We start from the raw sequence: 15,532 nt of genomic DNA, 5'->3' as shown, positions 1-15,532 counted from the left end.
TCGCCCTCTCCCGCCTCGCCGACCCCGACACCCTCCACCACACCCCCATCGGCGTCTTCCGCGACACCGAACGCCCCGTCTACGACACCCTCATGGCGGAACAGCTGGAGAAGGCCGTCGAGCGGCAGGGCAAGGCGGACCTGGGCGCGCTGCTGACGGGCAACGACGCGTGGACCGTCGTCGGCGGGTGACCATCGGCGAGTGACCCGTCGGCGGTGATCGACGGTGGGAGCCGGACCTCCGCTCGCGGTCCGGCTCTCACACCGCGCGCAGGGCCCTGACGCCGGCGCGCGCGGCGGCGTCGCGCTCCGCCTGCCGGGCCACCTCGCGCGCGTGGTCGCGGGTCAGCCGCAAGGTGGCCTCGCTCTCGCGTCCGAGGGCCTCGCGCACGTAGCGGCGGGCCTCGGAGAGGTCGGCGTCGGGGCCGAAGGAACGCTCGACCATGGCCTCGTCCAGCAGGACGTCGTGGCGGGAGACCACGGTGACCCCGTCGGCGTCGGGCAGCACCGACCACTCGCCGGTGTGCGCGGCGAGCAGGGCGGAGGGCCGGGTCTGCTTGTGGACGATGCGGCCGGCCGCGGGGAAACAGACGCGTACGGCGTCGGTGGTGTGGACGGAGCCGTCCGGCGTCAGGGTGTCGGTGCTGACGACCTGCACGCCGGGACGGTCCTCGACCACGTCGACGCGCGCGACGTGCGGGACGCGGCCGGGCCAGGCGCCCACCTCGTACAGGAAGGCGTAGGCCGGCTCGGGCGGGCCCTCGATGCGCAGGGTGTCCTCGAAGGAGAGCGTCAGCGCGTCCAGCCGGCCCCAGCGTTCGGCGAGTTCCCGGATCCGGGTGAGCGTGGCCCGGCCGTCGGCCTCCGTCGCCGCGCGGGTCCGTTCCACGTCCGCGGCGCGGTTGCCGGCGACGGTGACGTACTGCTCCAGGGTCAGCCGCGACCAGCCGGGGGCGAGCGCCTCGACGCTCCAGCTCCCGGCCGTCGAGGTGACGGGTGCGGTGGGGACCTCCTGGTGGAAGTCGACGCGCAGCCGCTCGGGATCCAGGGTCCGGCGCCAGACCGACTGCCGTACGTTCCCGTCCGCGCCGGCCCACATGAAGTACCGGTCCTGGGTCCCGTCGAAGTCCATGCGTTCGACGTGGACGGTGGCCGGTACCAGCAGCGGCCACTGGGTGGTGTCCGCCACCAGCCCGTACAGGACGCCGGCCGGTGCCGCCGCGTCCACCGCGAACGACATCCGGTGTACTCGCTCGACAGACATAGACACCCCTCTCAACGCTTGATGCAGAGCCTGTCCGCGACCACCGGAAGGTCCCTGGACTTCCGGTGGAGTTCCGCGTTGACCAGGCCGAGGTAGCTGCGGGGGGTGTCGGCCTGCTCCAGGGCGTCCCCGTCGAGGAGGATGCCGAACCTCCGCTCGATCCAGCCGGTGGTCTGCAGGACGGAGAGACAGTCGTAGCCGAGCTCGACCCAGTACAGGTCGAGGACGTCGTCGGTGAGTTCGACGCCCTCTTCCTCTCCGTCCCAGGCCCGCAGGATGCGGGTCAGGGTGGTGGGGTCCAGCCGGTCCATGGCTACTCTCTCCTCGTCCTCGGGCACGCGGAAGCGCGCCGGGTGGACCCGAGCCTGACCGAAGTCGGTGGAGAGCGGCTGGAAGCGGTACGCGGCCGGCGGACCGCGCACGCGGCCGCGCTCCGGCGGCCCGTGGGGTTGGGTGGTGCGCGCGGCTCCGTCAGGCCGCGTACAGGTCGAAGGTGGAGGTGCGGCGCGGCCCGGCGACGACGTCGAGGGCCGGGTCGACCCGCAGCATCGCCTGGTGGAGGCGCTGCAACTGCTGGGAGGGTTCCACGCCCAGCTCGTCGATCAGGCGGGTCCGCAGCCGGCGGTAGACATCCAGCGCCGTGGCCTGCCGGCCGGAGCGGTAGAGGGCGACCATGGCCTGCGAGTGGAGCCCTTCGTGCTGCGGGTGGCGGGCGATCAGCTCGGTGAGCTCGGCGAGGAGTTCGGTGTGCCGGCCCAGGCGCAGGTCGACGTCGATGCGCCGCTCGGTGGCCACGAGCCTGCTCTCGGCCAGCCGCAGGACCTCGATGTCCAGGATGGGCCCGACGCGTACGTCGACCAGGGCGGGGCCCTGCCAGAGGCCGAGGGCCTTGCGCAGCAGGTCGGCGGCGCGCTCGTCGTCACCGTCGTCGAAGGCGCTCTGGCCGCCGGCGACGAGGTTCTCGTACTCGTGGACGTCCACGGACTCCTGCGGGATCTGGAGCAGGTATCCGCCGTGCCGGGTCGCGAGCACGTCCTTGGCGGTGGTCGGTGACCCGGGGCCCATGGCGGTGCCCAGCCTGCGGCGCAGCTGGAGGATGTACGTCTGCAGGGTGGTGAGCGCGCTCTGGGGCAGGTCGGTCCCCCAGATCTCCTCCATGAGGGTCGGTACGGGCATCACCCGCCCCGGGTAGAGCGCGAGGAGCGCCAGGATCTGACGCGGTTTGCCTGCCGTAGGAACGATCGATGCCCCGTTGACCTCGGCACTCAACGGCCCCAGAACCTGAATCTTCACGGTCTCTCGTCTCCTCTCCGCATTTCGTCGAGCTACTCCCGGTTTTCAGTATTCGACGTGAGAACGATAAGGCCGCCCTGGGCAACATCACCGAAATCTCAAGTCGACGTCGAGTAGTTCTCCGAAACGCGAGGGCTCCGGGAGTCGAGAAACCGCTAGACTCCGGTTACGTCGCCACACCACCGTTCTCCTGCACTTTCAGCCAGGTCCGTCTACTTCCGGTTACGCTCGCTCATATCCCTTTCGACATTTTCTTCGAAAATTCTCGAACGCATTTACCGGACAGCTACCGGAAATGAGCGAGCGATTACCCGGCGATGACTTCTCAACCCACCCGCGCAAGGCGCTTACGAGCCGAGTCCGGGGTTTCCATCGGGTTTTCGGGGCCGGTCATCAGGATGGAGCGCTGGAGCCGGCGCAGGGCGGCCGAGGGCTCGATGCCGAGCTCCCGCACGAGGGTCGCGCGCAGCCGCTGGTAGACGCTGAGGGCCTCGCCGCGGCGGCCGGAGCGGTGCAGGGCGAGCATGAACTGTCCGTGCAGGTTCTCGTGGGTGCGGTACCGGCTGGCCAGGACGGTCAGTTCGGCGAGCAGTTCACGGTGCCTGCCGAGGCGCAGGTCGGCCTCGATGCGCTGGTCGAGGGCGCACAGCCGGGTCTCCTCCAGCCGGCGGGTCTCCATGTCGAGCTGGACGCCGCCCTGGACGTCGGCGAACGCCGGCCCGGACCACAGCGCCAGCGCCTCGCGCAGGAGGCGGGCCGCACCGGGGAAGTCCCCGGCGTCCATCGCCCGGTAGCCCATTCCGGCCAGCCGGTCGAATTCGCGGACGTCACTGGTCCCGCCGTTGCTGCTGAGCATGTAGCCGCCGGGCAGCGTGACCAGCACGTCCTTGGGCGTGCGGGTTCCGTCGGTGCCCTCCAGGGCCGTCGCGATGAGCGCGCGGAGCTGGAGCACGTACGTCTGAAGCGTCGTACGGGCACTGCGCGGCGGTTCCTCCCCCCACAGTTCCTCGATCAGCGCCGCCACGGGGACCACCTGGTCCGCGTGCAGGGCGAGCAGCGCCAGCACCTGACGGGGCTTGGCCGCCGTCGGCGTGATGGAGGTCCCGTTCTCCCGAACGGCCAGTGCGCCCAGTACATCGATGTCCACGCCGTACTCCCCTACTTCGTCCGTGGATGAGCCCTTGAACTTCACCGGAATGAGCAAAAAACAGGAGCTCCGGTTTGTCAATACCAAACCGCTTGCGCCGTTTCCTTCCGCTGAGCACCCCCTCACACCCCGGAAACCACCTCTGACCTGCGACTTCAATGGTCGAGAGACCCTCGGGAGCCGCTTCCGAGCCCCTACAGAAGAACAAAAAAGACCCCTCGGGAAGGGTCCCGAGGGGTCCTCTGCGGAGCAGAACCGACCATCTGGTCGTCTCAGTCGGCCGCGCCGACGGGTAGGGGCGGACCCTCTTCGCGGGATCCGTCGGCGGCCAGTTCGCCGAGCGATCCGTGCGCGGCGATCCGCGGCAGCATCAGCGTCCAGTAGCGGGTGAGGGAGGACTGCGCGAACCACCCCTGTTCGGCGGCGCCGAGCACCTCGAAGCCGACGATCGCGGCCACGACGGCGGCCGCGGCGTCGTCCGGCGACACCCCGTCGGCGAGCCGGCCCTCCTGGTCGGCGGCGCGGAACATCGCCTCGACCCAACGCCGCCACTGCCGGCGCAGGTCGAACCCGTCGCCCCCGTCGTGGTCGGCGCGCGCGCTCGCGGTGGCGCACAGCCCGAACCCGGCGCTGACGACGGGGTCGTGGGCGAGCAGCGCCATCAGGTCGTGAGTGGAGTCCACGAGCACCTGGAGCGCGTTGCCCCCGGACAGCCGGGACACGGTGATGACCCGGACCGCCTCGGACGCCCGCAGCAACACGGCCTCGGCGAGCGCCGCCTTGTTCCCGAAGTGGAAGTGCAGCCCGCCGGCACTGACCCCCGCGCGTTTGCTGATGGACGCGATCGACGCCGTGACGAAGCCCTCCTCGGTGAACACCTCGGCGGCGGCCCGGACCAGACTCTCGCGCGTGCGGGCAGCACGTTCCTGCTTGACCATGCGATCTCCACAAACCGGTCCCGGTTTGCCCAGTGGCGACTAAGTTTCACACCATGATCACCTTCCTGCCCGGAGTGCGACTGGATCGTCACTGGAGCACCGCTCGGCAATCACAGGGGCACACGCACCGTTGCGGACACTCCCTAACAAACCGATTGCGCGGTTTCGTTAGAGCCTCGCGGCCGCCTTCCCGCAAGGCGTGAACCGGCCATGATCAAGTCACTCGACGCCCCCTCGCCAGCGGCGCCACGCGACACGCCGCCCACCCCCAGTCGCAGGCCGGCCCATGATCCTGGACTCGACCACCCCTCCCCTCGGGCCGCCGACCAAGGGTTGTCACCCCCTCGAACGCCCACGCCGGACGCCGGAAGGATGCCCTCAGAGGCCCATGGAAGAACCGAATCCCGCCAAACTGCGAGGATCTACGGAAACAGCACGGCAAAGAATGTCCGGAAGCGTTTCTTCCGGTTTTTCCCGTACCGAGGTCCGGACACCCCCTGGATAAAAAACCGGTTGGTATATATTTTTCTCAGCAGCCACACCAAATCTCGCCAGCGCTGTCTAGGGGGAACAATGAGCGCGAGCACGTTTCAAGTCGAGCGCATGTCGGTCGACCGCAGTGCGCCGTGGCATGGCACGGCCTCCTCCCTCAGAACCGCGAACGGTCACCGGTACCCGTCCCTCACCGCGACCGTTCCGAAGGAATTAGTGCATCGCGCCTCGGTCGCCGAAGTTCTTCTCACCGATTGGGATCGGATCGGCGAGGATCGCTTCCGGGTGACCGCGCAGTGGCCCCGCAGCCACAGCTTCTACACGCCCCTCGAGGGCGGTTTCCACGATCCACTGCTCTGCGGAGAGACGATCCGACAGATCGGCAGCCTGCTGGCCCACGCGGAGTACGGCGTTCCTTTCGGCCATCACTTCCTGTGGTGGGACGTCAGCCTGTCGGTGCACCCTGAGCACCTCCAGGTCCGTCCCACGCCTGCGTCCCTCGACATCGACGTCCACTGCACCGAGGTCAAGCGCCGGGGCGGCAGCCTGTCCGGTCTCACCTACGAGGCGGTCGTCCACCGGGAAGGACACGTCGTGGCGCGCGGCCGCCTCTCCTACACCTGCACCAGCCCCGCCGTGTACCAGCGACTGCGCCCCGACCACACGTTGGAGGCCGACCACAGCCCGCTGCCGCTCACCGCGCCCGTGGCGCCCCAGAGCGTGGGACGGCTGTCCCCGACGGACGTCGTCCTCTCCCCGTTGGGCGAGCCCAATCACTGGCAGCTGCGGGTGGACACCCTGCACCCCGTGCTCTTCGACCACCCCGTCGACCACGTGCCGGGCATGACCCTGCTGGAGGCAGCACGCCAAGCGGCCACCGCCGCGCTCGGCCGATCGTCCCTTCTGCCCCTCAGCATGGACAGCGACTTCAAGCGGTACGTGGAACTGGACCTGCCCTGCCTGATCAAGGCACGGGTGCTGTCACGGGCCGATGCCGGCACCTACGACACCGTCTACGTCACGGGGCACCAGGACGGCGAGTTCGTCTTCGGCACCACCCTCACGGCCGCTCCCGGGTTCTGCTGACAGGAAGCCGTCACCGCGGCCCGAACGCCGCCACGTTGTCCCGTACCCATTCCCGGAAGGATCGCGCCGGCACCCCGGTCACCTCCCGCACCGTGTCCTCCACCCGAAGCTTGGCACCGTCACGCTGCCGCCCGGCGCTGCCCAGCAAGGCCTCGACCACGTCCGCCGGATACCGTTCGCCCCATCGGGCACGGGCCTGTTCCGGCTCCATTTCCTCACAGCGCACCGGACGGCCCAGCACCTCGGACAGTTGGGCCGTCTGCTCGTGCGCGGTGATCGCCTCGGGTCCGGTGAGCGTGTACGCCCGACCCTCGTGGCCCGGCTCCGTGAGCGCGCGCACCGCCACGTCCGCGATGTCGCGAGGGTCCACGCAGGCATTGGCCGAACTCCCGTAGAGGACCCGTACGACCCCTTCCGCCCGAATGGATCCCGCCCAGGAGAGGGTGTTCGACATGAAGGACCGCGGGCGCAGCAGGGTCCAGTCCATCCCGGAACCGACCAGCGATTCCTCGGTATCCCGCTGCCAACGGGTGATCAGGTCGTCCGCTCCCGGGTCCGTGACGGCCGCCGCCGAAAGCTTGACCACGTGCCGGACACCGGCCGATCGCGCGGCTCGGAGGAAGTCGGCGTCGTCCCGACCCCCCACCCGCGCGGTGACGAGAAAAACTCCGAGTACGCCCCGCAGGGCGTACTCCAGTGAACGCGGGTCGCCGTAGTCCCCCCGCACCACCTCCACCACCCCGGACACGGTGTCGACCCTGCGCGGCTCTCTCGCCAATACCCGAACCTCCGCTTCCGGTCCGAGGCGGGACATCACTTCCCGGCCAATCGTCCCGGTCGCACCCGTCACGAGAATCATGGTCTCTTTCCCCCGTCGAAGGTCTGCCCGGCCGCGCAAAGACTTGGCGCCACAGTTACCCGCTGTAAGATACGTACGGGACGGACGGTTTGCACCTGACTGCCGCCGCTCCGGAACATTTTGTGGAGGAGGGAGGCAAAGTGGCTGAGCAGGCCCGAGCCATCCGGACGCGCAGGGCGATCCTGTTCGCGGCGGCAAAGATCTTCGAGGAGCGCGGCTACCAGGCCGCCACGATCTCGGAGATCCTCACGACGGCCGGGGTCACCAAGGGTGCCCTGTACTTCCACTTCCAATCCAAGGACGACCTCGCGCAAGGGGTCCTCAGCGCGCAGGACCAGAACCTCGTTCTGCCCGAACGGCCGTCCAAGGTCCAGGAGATCGTGGACATCGTCATGCTGCACACCTACCGCCTGGAGACGGACGCCATGGTCCGGGCCGCGGTGCGGCTGACCATGGACCAGCAGGCACAGGGGCTCGACCGCAGCGGCCCGTTCCGCACCTGGGCCATGCCCGTCCTGGAGCGCCTCGAAAAGGCCCAGGGGCAGGGAGAACTGCTGCCCCACGTCGTGCCGGTCGAGACGGCCGACGTGATCGTCGGCTCCTACGCGGGCATCCAATCGATGTCCCAGGCGCTCACCGACTACCGGGATCTCGTGACCAGGGTCACCGCTCTCCTGCGCCACCTGCTCCCCAGCATCGTGGTGCCCTCCGTGCTGGCTTCCCTCCAGCTCGGTGAGACCCGCGCCACCGATGTTTACAGGGAGGCCACGGCGAACCTGCCCGAAGACGAGCGGATCGGGGTCCGCGGCTGAGTCCGACGTCGGCGTGCCGCACGCGCGCATCATGATCCTTTCTTCTCGCCCGGCGAAAATATACCGGACGCCCCGTTCCTTTCCCATGGGATCACCGAAGTCCGTCGGATTTACGCTGAGCACATGATCAGCTCAACCCTCCGTCTGGTTCCGGTGACCCCCGAGAACTTCGACGCCGTGTGCGCGGTGCGGATCCACCCGCACCAGGAGCACCTCGTCTCCCCCGTCGTGAAGTCGCTCGCCGAGGCCTACGCCCACGGCCCGACCGCCTGGCCCCGCGCCGTCGTGGACGGCGACGCGGTCGTCGGCTTCGTCATGGCCTTCCTCGACATCGTCTGGGACCCCGCCGCGGACCCCGAGGGCCGCCGCTCCGGCCTGTGGCGCCTGAACGTCTCCGCCGACCACCAGGGCAAGGGCTACGGCCGTTTCGCGGTCCGGGCGGTCCTCGACGAGCTGCGCCGGCGCGGCGATGCCCGCGCGTACGTCACCTTCCACCCGGGCGAGGGCAGCCCCGAGCCCTTCTACCTCGGGCTGGGCTTCCGGCTCACCGGCGAGCTGAGCGGCGAGCAGCGCGTGGCGGCCCTCGACCTCGGGTAGCCCCGCCGGGACCGACCCGTCAGGCCAGCACCACCGTCCGCGCCGACGCCGACGCCGGTGCCCCCGCCCCCGTCACCGTCCAGGCCGGGGAGACGCCCGCGCGGAACTCCTGCGGGCTGACCCCCCGGACCCGCTTGAAGGCCGTGGACAGCGCGAACGCGCTGCCGTAGCCGACCCGGCGGGCCACCGTCGCGACGGTGGCGTCCGGCTCGCGCAGCAGGTCGGCGGCGAGGGCGATCCGCCGGCCCGTCAGGTAGGCCACCGGCGGCTCGCCGACCAGCTCCGTGAAGCGCCGGGCGAGCGAGGCCCGCGACACCCCGGCCCGGCGGGCCAGTTCGGCCACCGTCCAACCGTGGCCCGGCCGCTCGTGCAGCAGCCTCAGCGCCGGCCCGACCACGGGATCGCCCTGCGCCCGGTACCAGGCCGGCGCGCCCGCCTCGGGATCCGCGAGCCAGGCCCGCAGCACCCCGATCAGCAACAGGTCGAGCAGCCGGTCCAACACGATCTCCTGGCCCGGCTCGTCCCGGCTCATCTCCGAGGCCAGCAGCGCGATCAGCGCCGCGTCCGCGTGCCCCGCCGGGCGGACCAGTACCGCCGGCAGCGCCCCCAGCAGGCGCCGTCCGACCTCGCCCGGCGCCTGGTAGGTCCCGCTCAGCACCACCGTCGAGCGGGGCCCGCGCACCGGATCGCCCCAGGTCCGCACGCCCAGCGTCAGGCTGTCGGTGAGGTCCTCGCCCGAGCCGGCGCTGCTGCACCGCTGGTCCGGGCCCACGGTCACCCGTACCGGACTGTCCGGGTCGTCGGCCAGCGTGTACGGCTCGGGTCCCCGTACGAGCGCCACGTCCCCCGGCCCCAACCGGACCGGCTCGCCCCCGTCGGGCAGCACCCAGGCCGCACCGCGCACCGCCGTCAGCACCGACAGCGGGGCCCGGTCCTCGATCCGTACGGACCACGGCGGGTTGAAGACGGCCTTGAGCAGGAAGGCGCCCCGGGCGTGGGGCCCTTCGAGCAGACCGGTCAGCGTGTCCATGCCCCCATCCTCCCCGCGCCCACCCCGCTCAGACGTCCCACACCCCGCTCGCCGCCACCTCCCGGGCGTAGTCGGCGAAGTCCCGCGGCGGGCGCCCCAGCACCTCCCGCACGCCGTGGACGAGGTGCGCGTTGCGACCGTCGGTGATCAGCGTGAACAGCTCGGCGAACTCCTCCGGCAGCCCGTTCTCCCGCAGCACCGCCCGGTACTCCTCGTCCGCGACGGGAACGTACGCGATCGCGCGCCCGGTCGCCTTCGACAGTTCGGCGGCCACGTCCGCGAAGCCCATCAGCCGCGGCCCGGACAGCTCGTACGTCCGGCCGACGTGCCGTTCGTCGGTGAGCGCGGCCACGACGACGTCGGCGATGTCGTCGGCGTCGACGAACGGCTCGACCGCGTCCCCCGTCGGCAGGGCGATCTCCCCGGCCAGCACGGGCTCCAGGAAGAAGGCCTCGTCGAAGTTCTGGTGGAACCAGGAGGCCCGGACCACCGTCCAGTCGGCGCCGGACGCCTTCAGCAGTTCCTCACCGCGCCGCGCGGCCTCCTCGCCCCGGCCCGACAGCAGTACGAGCCTGCGGGCCCCGGCGGCGACGGCCAGCGCGGCGAACTCTCCGATCCGCTCGGCGGCCCCGGGGAAGGCCAGGTCGGGGTGGTACGTCACGTACACCCGGCGCACGTCCCGCAGCGCCGGCCCCCAGGTCTCGGGGGCGTTCCAGTCGAAGGGCGGCTCGCCGGCGCGGGACCCGACCCGGACGGGCCGGCCGAGGCGCCGCAGCCGCTCGACGACGCGGCGCCCCGTCTTGCCGTTGCCGCCGATGACGAGCGTGAGCCCCCGCACGTCCGTCCCGTTCGCCTCGTCCATCCCCGTCGCCTCGTTCGACTCGTTCTTCCGGTTCTTCTCGTTCGTCGTCATGCGGACCAGTCAAGCCCGATCGCCCGACGCGCGACATCGGCGAGAAGCTCAACCGCATACGCGTGCGTCCACGCCCCCGAGAGCCCCCGAGAGCGCCGAGGCCACGACCGGGGTGCCCGATACCGGGATGCGCGCCCCCGCGGACCGGTATTAGGGTCGACCCCCGTGGAACCGCTCGACGACAAACAGATCCGCTCATCCTTCGTGAACTGCACCAAGGGCGAGGCGGCCCGGCTGCGGCTGCCCCTCGACTTCGCCGAACTGCCCTGGCAGGACCTCGACTTCCTGGGCTGGGTGGATCCCGGCGCGCCGCTGCGGGCCCACCTCGTGCTGCCCCGCCCCGACGGGCCCGTCGGGATCTCGCTGCGGGTGCCCGCCGTCGGCCGCACCAGCGCGTTGAAGTCCAGCCTGTGCCAGATCTGCCTGACCGGGCACGCCTCCTCCGGGGTCACCCTGCTCGCCGCCCCCCTGGCGGGAGCCCGGGGCCGCGAGGGCAACACGGTCGGCACGTACATCTGCGCCGATCTCGCCTGCTCCCTGTACGTCCGCGGGAAGCGGCAGCCGAAGCTGCGCACCACGCGTCACGAGGAGTCCCTCACCGTGGACGAGCGCCTCGCGCGGATGCGGGGGAACCTGGACGCCTTCGCCTCGAAGGTCACCGCCGCCGCCTGACCGCGGTCCCCGGGTCCGCAGTGATCTCGATCTCCCTGCGGACCCGTGTACGCCATCGGGGAGGGTCAAGGGCCGGCAATATGATCACATGACGGTATGACGAGGACTCTCTACCTGTTCTGCTCCGCCGCCCCGCCCGTCTTCGACGTGGCCCACGTGATCGAGGACGCCCAGTCGCGCGGCTGGGACGTCTGCGTGGGCCTGACCCCGACGGCGGCGCAGTGGATCGCGCAGAGCCTCGACGGGCTCGCCGCCCTGACCGGCAACCCGGTGCGCTGGCAGTACAAGCTCCCCGGGGAGCCCGACGTGTGGCCCGCCGCGGACGCGCTGCTGTTCGCCCCCGCCACCTTCAACACCATCAACGCCTGGGCGCTCGGCCTCACCGACCGCTTCACCGTCGGGGTGGCCGCCGAGGCCCTCGGCAAGGGCACCCCGGTCGTCGCGATGCCCTGTACGAACGCCGCGCTCGCCGCGCACCCCCAGTTCGAGCAGTCCCTGACGGTCCTGCGCGGCGCCGGCGCCGAAATGCTCTACGGCGAGGGCGGTTTCGTCCCCGGCCCGGCGGGCCCGGACGCCCCGCCGCACTTCCCGTGGCAGCTCGCGCTGGACGCGGTGGACCGTACGGTCGTCCCCCAGCCCTGATCCCGCTCCGCGGCGGCCCCCGCACGGGCCGCCCGCCTCCGCAGCCGCAGCCGCATCCGCGGAATCAGGCCGCGTACAGGTCGAACGTCGATCCGCGTCGGGGGCCGGCGACGACGTCGAGGGCCGGGTCCACGGTGAGCATCGCCTGGTGCAGCCGCTGGAGCTGGTTCGAGGGCTCGACCCCGAGTTCCCCGATCAGCCGGTGCCGCAGGCGCCGGTAGACGTCGAGGGCGCCGCCCTGTCGTCCCGACCGGTACAGGGCCACCATCAGCTGGGAGTGGAGCCCCTCGTGCTGCCGGTGGCGCGCGGTCAACTCGGTCAGTTCCGCCAGGAGTTCGCTGTGCCGGCCGAGCCGCAGGTCCACGTCGATGCGCCGCTCGACCGTGACCAGCCGGCTCTCCTCCAGCCGCATGACCTCGATCTCCAGGATCGGCCCCACGCGTACGTCGACCAGCGCGCGCCCCTGCCACAGCCCGAGCGCGTCCCGCAGCCGTCGCGCCGCGGTCTCGTCGTCCCCGTCCTCGAAGGCGCTCTGGCCCTGGGTCACGAGGGTCTCGTACCGGTTGACGTCGATGGACTCGGGCGGCACCTGGAGCAGGTATCCGCCGTGCCGGGTCGCCAACACCTCCTTCGCACCCTGCGGTCGGCCCGGCCCCATGGCCGTACCGAGCCTGCGGCGCAGTTGGAGGATGTACGTCTGGAGGGTGGTGTGCGCGCTGTGGGGCAGGTCGTGGCCCCAGATCTCCTCCATGAGGGTGGGTACGGGGATCACCCGCCCCGGGTGCAGTGCGAGCAGGGCCAGGATCTGCCGGGGCTTGCCCGCCGTGGGCACGATCGAGCGGCCGTTGATCTCGGCGCTCAACGGACCCAGAACCTGAATCTCCACGATGACCCTTCCGCCTTCCGTCGAGTCGCCTCGATTTCCGTTTCGTCCTGCGTGTCCCTACACCCCGCTGCCGAGGAACTCGTAGCACCGTTCCCCGCCCACCGCCCGCGCCTCGACGGCGCCGGTGCGGTACTCCCCTACACGCGCCTCGCCGACCAGGCTCGGCAGCAGCAGCCCCCACAGGGCGGCCACCTTCCGCTGCAACTCCCAGTACGTCAGCCCGGTCCCGGCCAGCACCTCGATACCGCAGACCGCGGCCGCCACCAGGGCCTCGGCGCTCTCCCAGCCACCGGCGCCGGCGCCCGGGCCGTCGTGCCCCCGCCCGTCGTCCTCACCGGAACCACCGACCGCGCCCACGCCGACCGCACCGACGCCACCGACCGCACCGACCGCACCGACGCCACCGATCCCGCCGGGCACCGCACGCCCGGCGTCGACCACGGGCAGTTCCCCGGTGTCCCGTGCCATCCGCAGCAGTCCGTACACCGCCGCCAGCCACGTCCCGTGGAAGTCCACGACCGCCGGCTGCTGCCCCGCGCACTCCTTGGTGATGCGGAAGCTCGCGGGGATCGCCGGATCCTCGTGCAGCGTGCGCGCCAACCAGTGCGTCATGTCGATCAGTGCCTGCAAGGGCGAGGCGCCGGCCTCGCGCAGCCCGCGCACCGCTTCGTGCAGCAACCCGCAGCCGCGCTGTTGCACGGCGTCCGCGAGCTCGTCCTTCGAGGCGAAGTGGAAGTACAGCGCCCCCTTGGTCACACCCGCCGCGCCCGCGATCTCGCCGAGCGTCGCATTGGCGTATCCGTTGCGGTGGAACATCTCGGCCCCCGCGAAGACCAGCCGCCTACGGGTTCGCTCCGACCTCTCCTGCACCGCTCCGTCTCCTTCCGCCCCCGCTCTCCCCACGCCCACACCGCGCGGGGTGGTCAGGCCCGCACGAGCCGTTCGGCCCTCACCGCTGCCACCGCGTCACCCGCGCCGACCCCGGCGCCGACCCCGGCACCGACGGGTACGCCCACCGCCGCGGCGGCCCCGGCCCCTTCCGGACCGGCCATCAATATCGAGCGCTGCAACCGGCGCAGCGCCCCGGACGGCTCCAGCCCCAGGTCACGGACGAGCGTGGCGCGCAGCCGCTGGTACACGTCCAGGGCCTCGCCGCGGCGGCCGGAGCGGTGCAGGGCGAGCATGAACTGTCCGTGCAGGTTCTCGTGGGTGCGGTACCGGCTGGCCAGGACGGTCAGTTCGGCGAGCAGCTCGCGGTGGCGCCCCAGTCGCAGGTCGGCCTCGATGCGCTGGTCGAGGGCGCACAGCCGGGTCTCCTCCAGCCGTCGCGTCTCCATGTCGAGCTGGACGCCGCCCTGGACGTCGGCGAACGCCGGCCCGGACCACAGCGCCAGCGCCTCGCGCAGCAACCGCGCGGCGTTCGGGTGGTCACCGGCGTCCATCGCCCGGTAACCCATGCCGGCCAGCCGGTCGAATTCGCGGACGTCACTGGTCCCGCCGCCACTGCTGAGCAGGTAGCCGCCCGGCAGCGTGACCAGCACGTCCTTGGCCGTGCGCACCCGGCCGTTGCCCTCGTTGCCTTCCAGGGCCGTCGCGATGAGCGCGCGGAGTTGGAGCACGTACGTCTGAAGCGTCGTACGGGCACTGCGCGGCGGTAATCCGCCCCACAGCTCCTCGATCAGCGCCGAGACCGGCACGACCTGGTCGGCATGGAGGGCCAACAGGGCCAGGACCTGCCGGGGCTTGGGGGCGGTCGGCGTGATGGAGATCCCGTTCTCCCGCACGGCCAGTGCGCCCAGTACATCGATGTCCACGTCGTACTCCCCTGTGTCCTTGGATGAGTCGCAAGAGTCAGTAGAAAACAGGCCCCACGGTTTGTCAATATCAAACCGTCCGCGCTGTTTTGTAGCCAGTGAGACTCTACTTCCGCTCAAGAACACTGACTGACCAGCCCATACGTTTCAGATCGGGCGCTTTGACCGCAGCACTGACACCCTGGACCACCCCTCGATGAGGGCCTCAGGGGGCTCTACGCAGGGCAGATCAAACCAATCGGTCTGTTTTCTGGTGCCCGTCCGATGCGATCCTCGGCAGCAACAGGGCCCAGATGCGGGCGAGGGTGTCGGGCGCGGCCCAGTCGGGTTCGGCGACCCCCAACACCTCCAACCCCACGGTCGAGGCCAGGACCACCCTGGCCGCGTCCTGCGGGGAGACTCCGTCGGCGAGCCGGCCCGCCCGGTGCGCCGCGACGAGCGACTCGCCCACCCACCGACCCCACTGGCGCCGCAGTGCGACGCGGCTCCGGTAGGACGCGTCCACGGACAGCGCGAAGCCGGCCCGCACGACCACGTCGCGAGTGAGGAGGTCCATCAGCGCGTACGTCGACTCGACGAGCGCCTCCAGCGGGTCGTCGACGTCACGGGCCCCGGTGAGGCGGCGCAACGCGTCCGCCGCCCGGTGTTCCACGGCCGTGGCGAGCGCGGTCTTGTTCTCGAAGTGGAAGTGGAGCGCGCCGGGGGTCAGCCCGGCCCGTCGGCTGATCGCGGCGACCGAGGCCGCGACGTAGCCCTCCTCGAAGAACACCTCCGCGGCGGCGCGCACGAGGGCTTCCCGCGTGCGCGCGGCACGCTCCTGCTTGACCATGGGGGGCTCTCCACACCGCGCCGACCGCGTCCGCCGGTTCCCGGGCAGGGACGCGGAATCCTCGCGGTCACAGTCGGCGCCCCCGCCGGAGCGTGACCGGACTCCCACCGGAGCCCCCTGCTCCGCTCCCCCGGGCGGGGGGGGGGGGGGGGGGGGGGGGGGCCGCCGCCCCCCCCCCCCCCCCCCCCCCCCCCCCCCCCCCCCCCCCCGGCCCCCGGCGGGGCTCCGCGCGGGGGGGGGCTGAGGGTTGGCTGCGGGG

Annotated in this window: 17 protein-coding genes and 1 pseudogene; 6 read left to right on the top strand and 12 right to left on the bottom strand. The window is 71.4% G+C overall.

The window, feature by feature from the left end; all coding sequences use genetic code 11:
* Positions 1-191: pseudogene (locus ACZ6ZI_RS39705) on the top strand (2-oxoacid:ferredoxin oxidoreductase subunit beta); the annotation flags it as partial.
* 67 nt (positions 192-258) lie between these two features.
* On the opposite strand, the gene ACZ6ZI_RS39700 reads toward ACZ6ZI_RS39705, so the two are convergent.
* From ACZ6ZI_RS39700 to ACZ6ZI_RS39680, 5 genes are all read right to left on the bottom strand, one after another.
* Entirely contained in the window at positions 259-1,263 is a 1,005-nt protein-coding gene (locus ACZ6ZI_RS39700) for an aromatase/cyclase (protein ID WP_469529860.1), read from the bottom strand.
* Between the two features lie 11 nt (positions 1,264-1,274).
* Complete coding sequence (locus ACZ6ZI_RS39695) at positions 1,275-1,685, bottom strand: acyl carrier protein (RefSeq protein ID WP_469529857.1); 411 nt, start codon at positions 1,683-1,685, stop codon at positions 1,275-1,277.
* Between the two features lie 49 nt (positions 1,686-1,734).
* A complete protein-coding gene (locus ACZ6ZI_RS39690) occupies positions 1,735-2,556 on the bottom strand; it encodes an AfsR/SARP family transcriptional regulator (RefSeq protein WP_363063758.1) in 822 nt (273 codons plus the stop codon).
* Between the two features lie 325 nt (positions 2,557-2,881).
* Positions 2,882-3,703: an AfsR/SARP family transcriptional regulator gene (locus ACZ6ZI_RS39685; protein WP_363063759.1), complete on the bottom strand. Its 822-nt coding sequence runs from the start codon at positions 3,701-3,703 to the stop codon at positions 2,882-2,884.
* A gap of 272 nt (positions 3,704-3,975) precedes the next feature.
* On the bottom strand, positions 3,976-4,641 hold the full coding sequence (locus tag ACZ6ZI_RS39680) for a ScbR family autoregulator-binding transcription factor (RefSeq protein WP_469529854.1): 666 nt from the start codon (positions 4,639-4,641) through the stop codon (positions 3,976-3,978).
* A gap of 603 nt (positions 4,642-5,244) precedes the next feature.
* Here ACZ6ZI_RS39680 and ACZ6ZI_RS39675 point away from each other — a divergent pair.
* Positions 5,245-6,219 (top strand): ScbA/BarX family gamma-butyrolactone biosynthesis protein, encoded by a 975-nt coding sequence (locus ACZ6ZI_RS39675; protein WP_469529864.1) that lies wholly within the window; start codon positions 5,245-5,247, stop codon positions 6,217-6,219.
* Between the two features lie 10 nt (positions 6,220-6,229).
* On the opposite strand, the gene ACZ6ZI_RS39670 is transcribed toward ACZ6ZI_RS39675, so the two are convergent.
* A complete protein-coding gene (locus tag ACZ6ZI_RS39670; protein WP_469529852.1) occupies positions 6,230-7,078 on the bottom strand; it encodes an SDR family oxidoreductase in 849 nt (282 codons plus the stop codon).
* Between the two features lie 140 nt (positions 7,079-7,218).
* Here ACZ6ZI_RS39670 and ACZ6ZI_RS39665 point away from each other — a divergent pair, with 140 nt between their 5' ends.
* On the top strand, positions 7,219-7,890 hold the full coding sequence (locus ACZ6ZI_RS39665) for a ScbR family autoregulator-binding transcription factor (RefSeq protein ID WP_469529851.1): 672 nt from the start codon (positions 7,219-7,221) through the stop codon (positions 7,888-7,890).
* A 123-nt stretch (positions 7,891-8,013) separates the two neighbouring features.
* Positions 8,014-8,487 carry a GNAT family N-acetyltransferase gene (locus ACZ6ZI_RS39660; protein WP_469529848.1) on the top strand — a complete coding sequence of 158 codons (474 nt, stop codon included), beginning with the start codon at positions 8,014-8,016 and terminating at the stop codon, positions 8,485-8,487.
* A gap of 19 nt (positions 8,488-8,506) precedes the next feature.
* Here the strand turns inward: ACZ6ZI_RS39660 and ACZ6ZI_RS39655 are convergent, their stop codons facing one another.
* Both ACZ6ZI_RS39655 and ACZ6ZI_RS39650 read right to left on the bottom strand, forming a co-directional pair.
* Positions 8,507-9,517, bottom strand: coding sequence for an AraC family transcriptional regulator (locus tag ACZ6ZI_RS39655; protein WP_363063769.1), 1,011 nt, complete (start codon positions 9,515-9,517; stop codon positions 8,507-8,509).
* A gap of 28 nt (positions 9,518-9,545) precedes the next feature.
* Entirely contained in the window at positions 9,546-10,379 is an 834-nt protein-coding gene (locus ACZ6ZI_RS39650; RefSeq protein ID WP_469529862.1) for an NmrA family NAD(P)-binding protein, read from the bottom strand.
* 216 nt (positions 10,380-10,595) lie between these two features.
* On the opposite strand from ACZ6ZI_RS39650, the gene ACZ6ZI_RS39645 reads away from it, so the two are divergent.
* On the top strand, positions 10,596-11,102 hold the full coding sequence (locus ACZ6ZI_RS39645; RefSeq protein WP_469529846.1) for an FBP domain-containing protein: 507 nt from the start codon (positions 10,596-10,598) through the stop codon (positions 11,100-11,102).
* A gap of 96 nt (positions 11,103-11,198) precedes the next feature.
* Positions 11,199-11,744, top strand: coding sequence for a flavoprotein (locus tag ACZ6ZI_RS39640; protein ID WP_469529844.1), 546 nt, complete (start codon positions 11,199-11,201; stop codon positions 11,742-11,744).
* A gap of 64 nt (positions 11,745-11,808) precedes the next feature.
* On the opposite strand, the gene ACZ6ZI_RS39635 is transcribed toward ACZ6ZI_RS39640, so the two are convergent.
* The 4 genes from ACZ6ZI_RS39635 to ACZ6ZI_RS39620 all read right to left on the bottom strand — a co-directional run bounded on the left by ACZ6ZI_RS39635 (position 11,809) and on the right by ACZ6ZI_RS39620 (position 15,273).
* A complete protein-coding gene (locus ACZ6ZI_RS39635) occupies positions 11,809-12,630 on the bottom strand; it encodes an AfsR/SARP family transcriptional regulator (protein ID WP_363063775.1) in 822 nt (273 codons plus the stop codon).
* A gap of 57 nt (positions 12,631-12,687) precedes the next feature.
* On the bottom strand, positions 12,688-13,500 hold the full coding sequence (locus tag ACZ6ZI_RS39630; RefSeq protein WP_469529842.1) for a ScbR family autoregulator-binding transcription factor: 813 nt from the start codon (positions 13,498-13,500) through the stop codon (positions 12,688-12,690).
* 53 nt (positions 13,501-13,553) lie between these two features.
* The gene (locus tag ACZ6ZI_RS39625; RefSeq protein ID WP_363063779.1) at positions 13,554-14,444 is read right to left on the bottom strand and encodes an AfsR/SARP family transcriptional regulator; all 891 of its coding nucleotides are present in this window, start codon (positions 14,442-14,444) and stop codon (positions 13,554-13,556) included.
* Positions 14,445-14,673: 229 nt separating this feature from the next.
* Positions 14,674-15,273, bottom strand: a complete 600-nt coding sequence (locus tag ACZ6ZI_RS39620; RefSeq protein ID WP_469529839.1) for a ScbR family autoregulator-binding transcription factor — start codon at positions 15,271-15,273, stop codon at positions 14,674-14,676.
* Between the last annotated feature and the right edge of the window lie 259 nt (positions 15,274-15,532).

Source organism: Streptomyces sp. NPDC103540 (assembly GCF_055584445.1).
Note: the sequence above shows the minus strand (reverse complement) of the source record. Positions and strands in the feature narration are given on the sequence as shown.

Bases quoted from the DNA above. Each gene is read 5' to 3' on its own strand.
- ACZ6ZI_RS39700 (WP_469529860.1), bottom strand. From the start codon at position 1,263: ATGTCTGTCGAGCGAGTACACCGGATGTCGTTCGCGGTGGACGCGGCG.
- ACZ6ZI_RS39680 (WP_469529854.1), bottom strand. From the start codon at position 4,641: ATGGTCAAGCAGGAACGTGCTGCCCGCACGCGCGAGAGTCTGGTCCGG.
- ACZ6ZI_RS39675 (WP_469529864.1), top strand. From the start codon at position 5,245: ATGTCGGTCGACCGCAGTGCGCCGTGGCATGGCACGGCCTCCTCCCTC.
- ACZ6ZI_RS39670 (WP_469529852.1), bottom strand. From the start codon at position 7,078: ATGATTCTCGTGACGGGTGCGACCGGGACGATTGGCCGGGAAGTGATG.
- ACZ6ZI_RS39660 (WP_469529848.1), top strand. From the start codon at position 8,014: ATGATCAGCTCAACCCTCCGTCTGGTTCCGGTGACCCCCGAGAACTTC.
- ACZ6ZI_RS39655 (WP_363063769.1), bottom strand. From the start codon at position 9,517: ATGGACACGCTGACCGGTCTGCTCGAAGGGCCCCACGCCCGGGGCGCC.
- ACZ6ZI_RS39650 (WP_469529862.1), bottom strand. From the start codon at position 10,379: ATGGACGAGGCGAACGGGACGGACGTGCGGGGGCTCACGCTCGTCATC.
- ACZ6ZI_RS39640 (WP_469529844.1), top strand. From the start codon at position 11,199: ATGACGAGGACTCTCTACCTGTTCTGCTCCGCCGCCCCGCCCGTCTTC.
- ACZ6ZI_RS39620 (WP_469529839.1), bottom strand. From the start codon at position 15,273: ATGGTCAAGCAGGAGCGTGCCGCGCGCACGCGGGAAGCCCTCGTGCGC.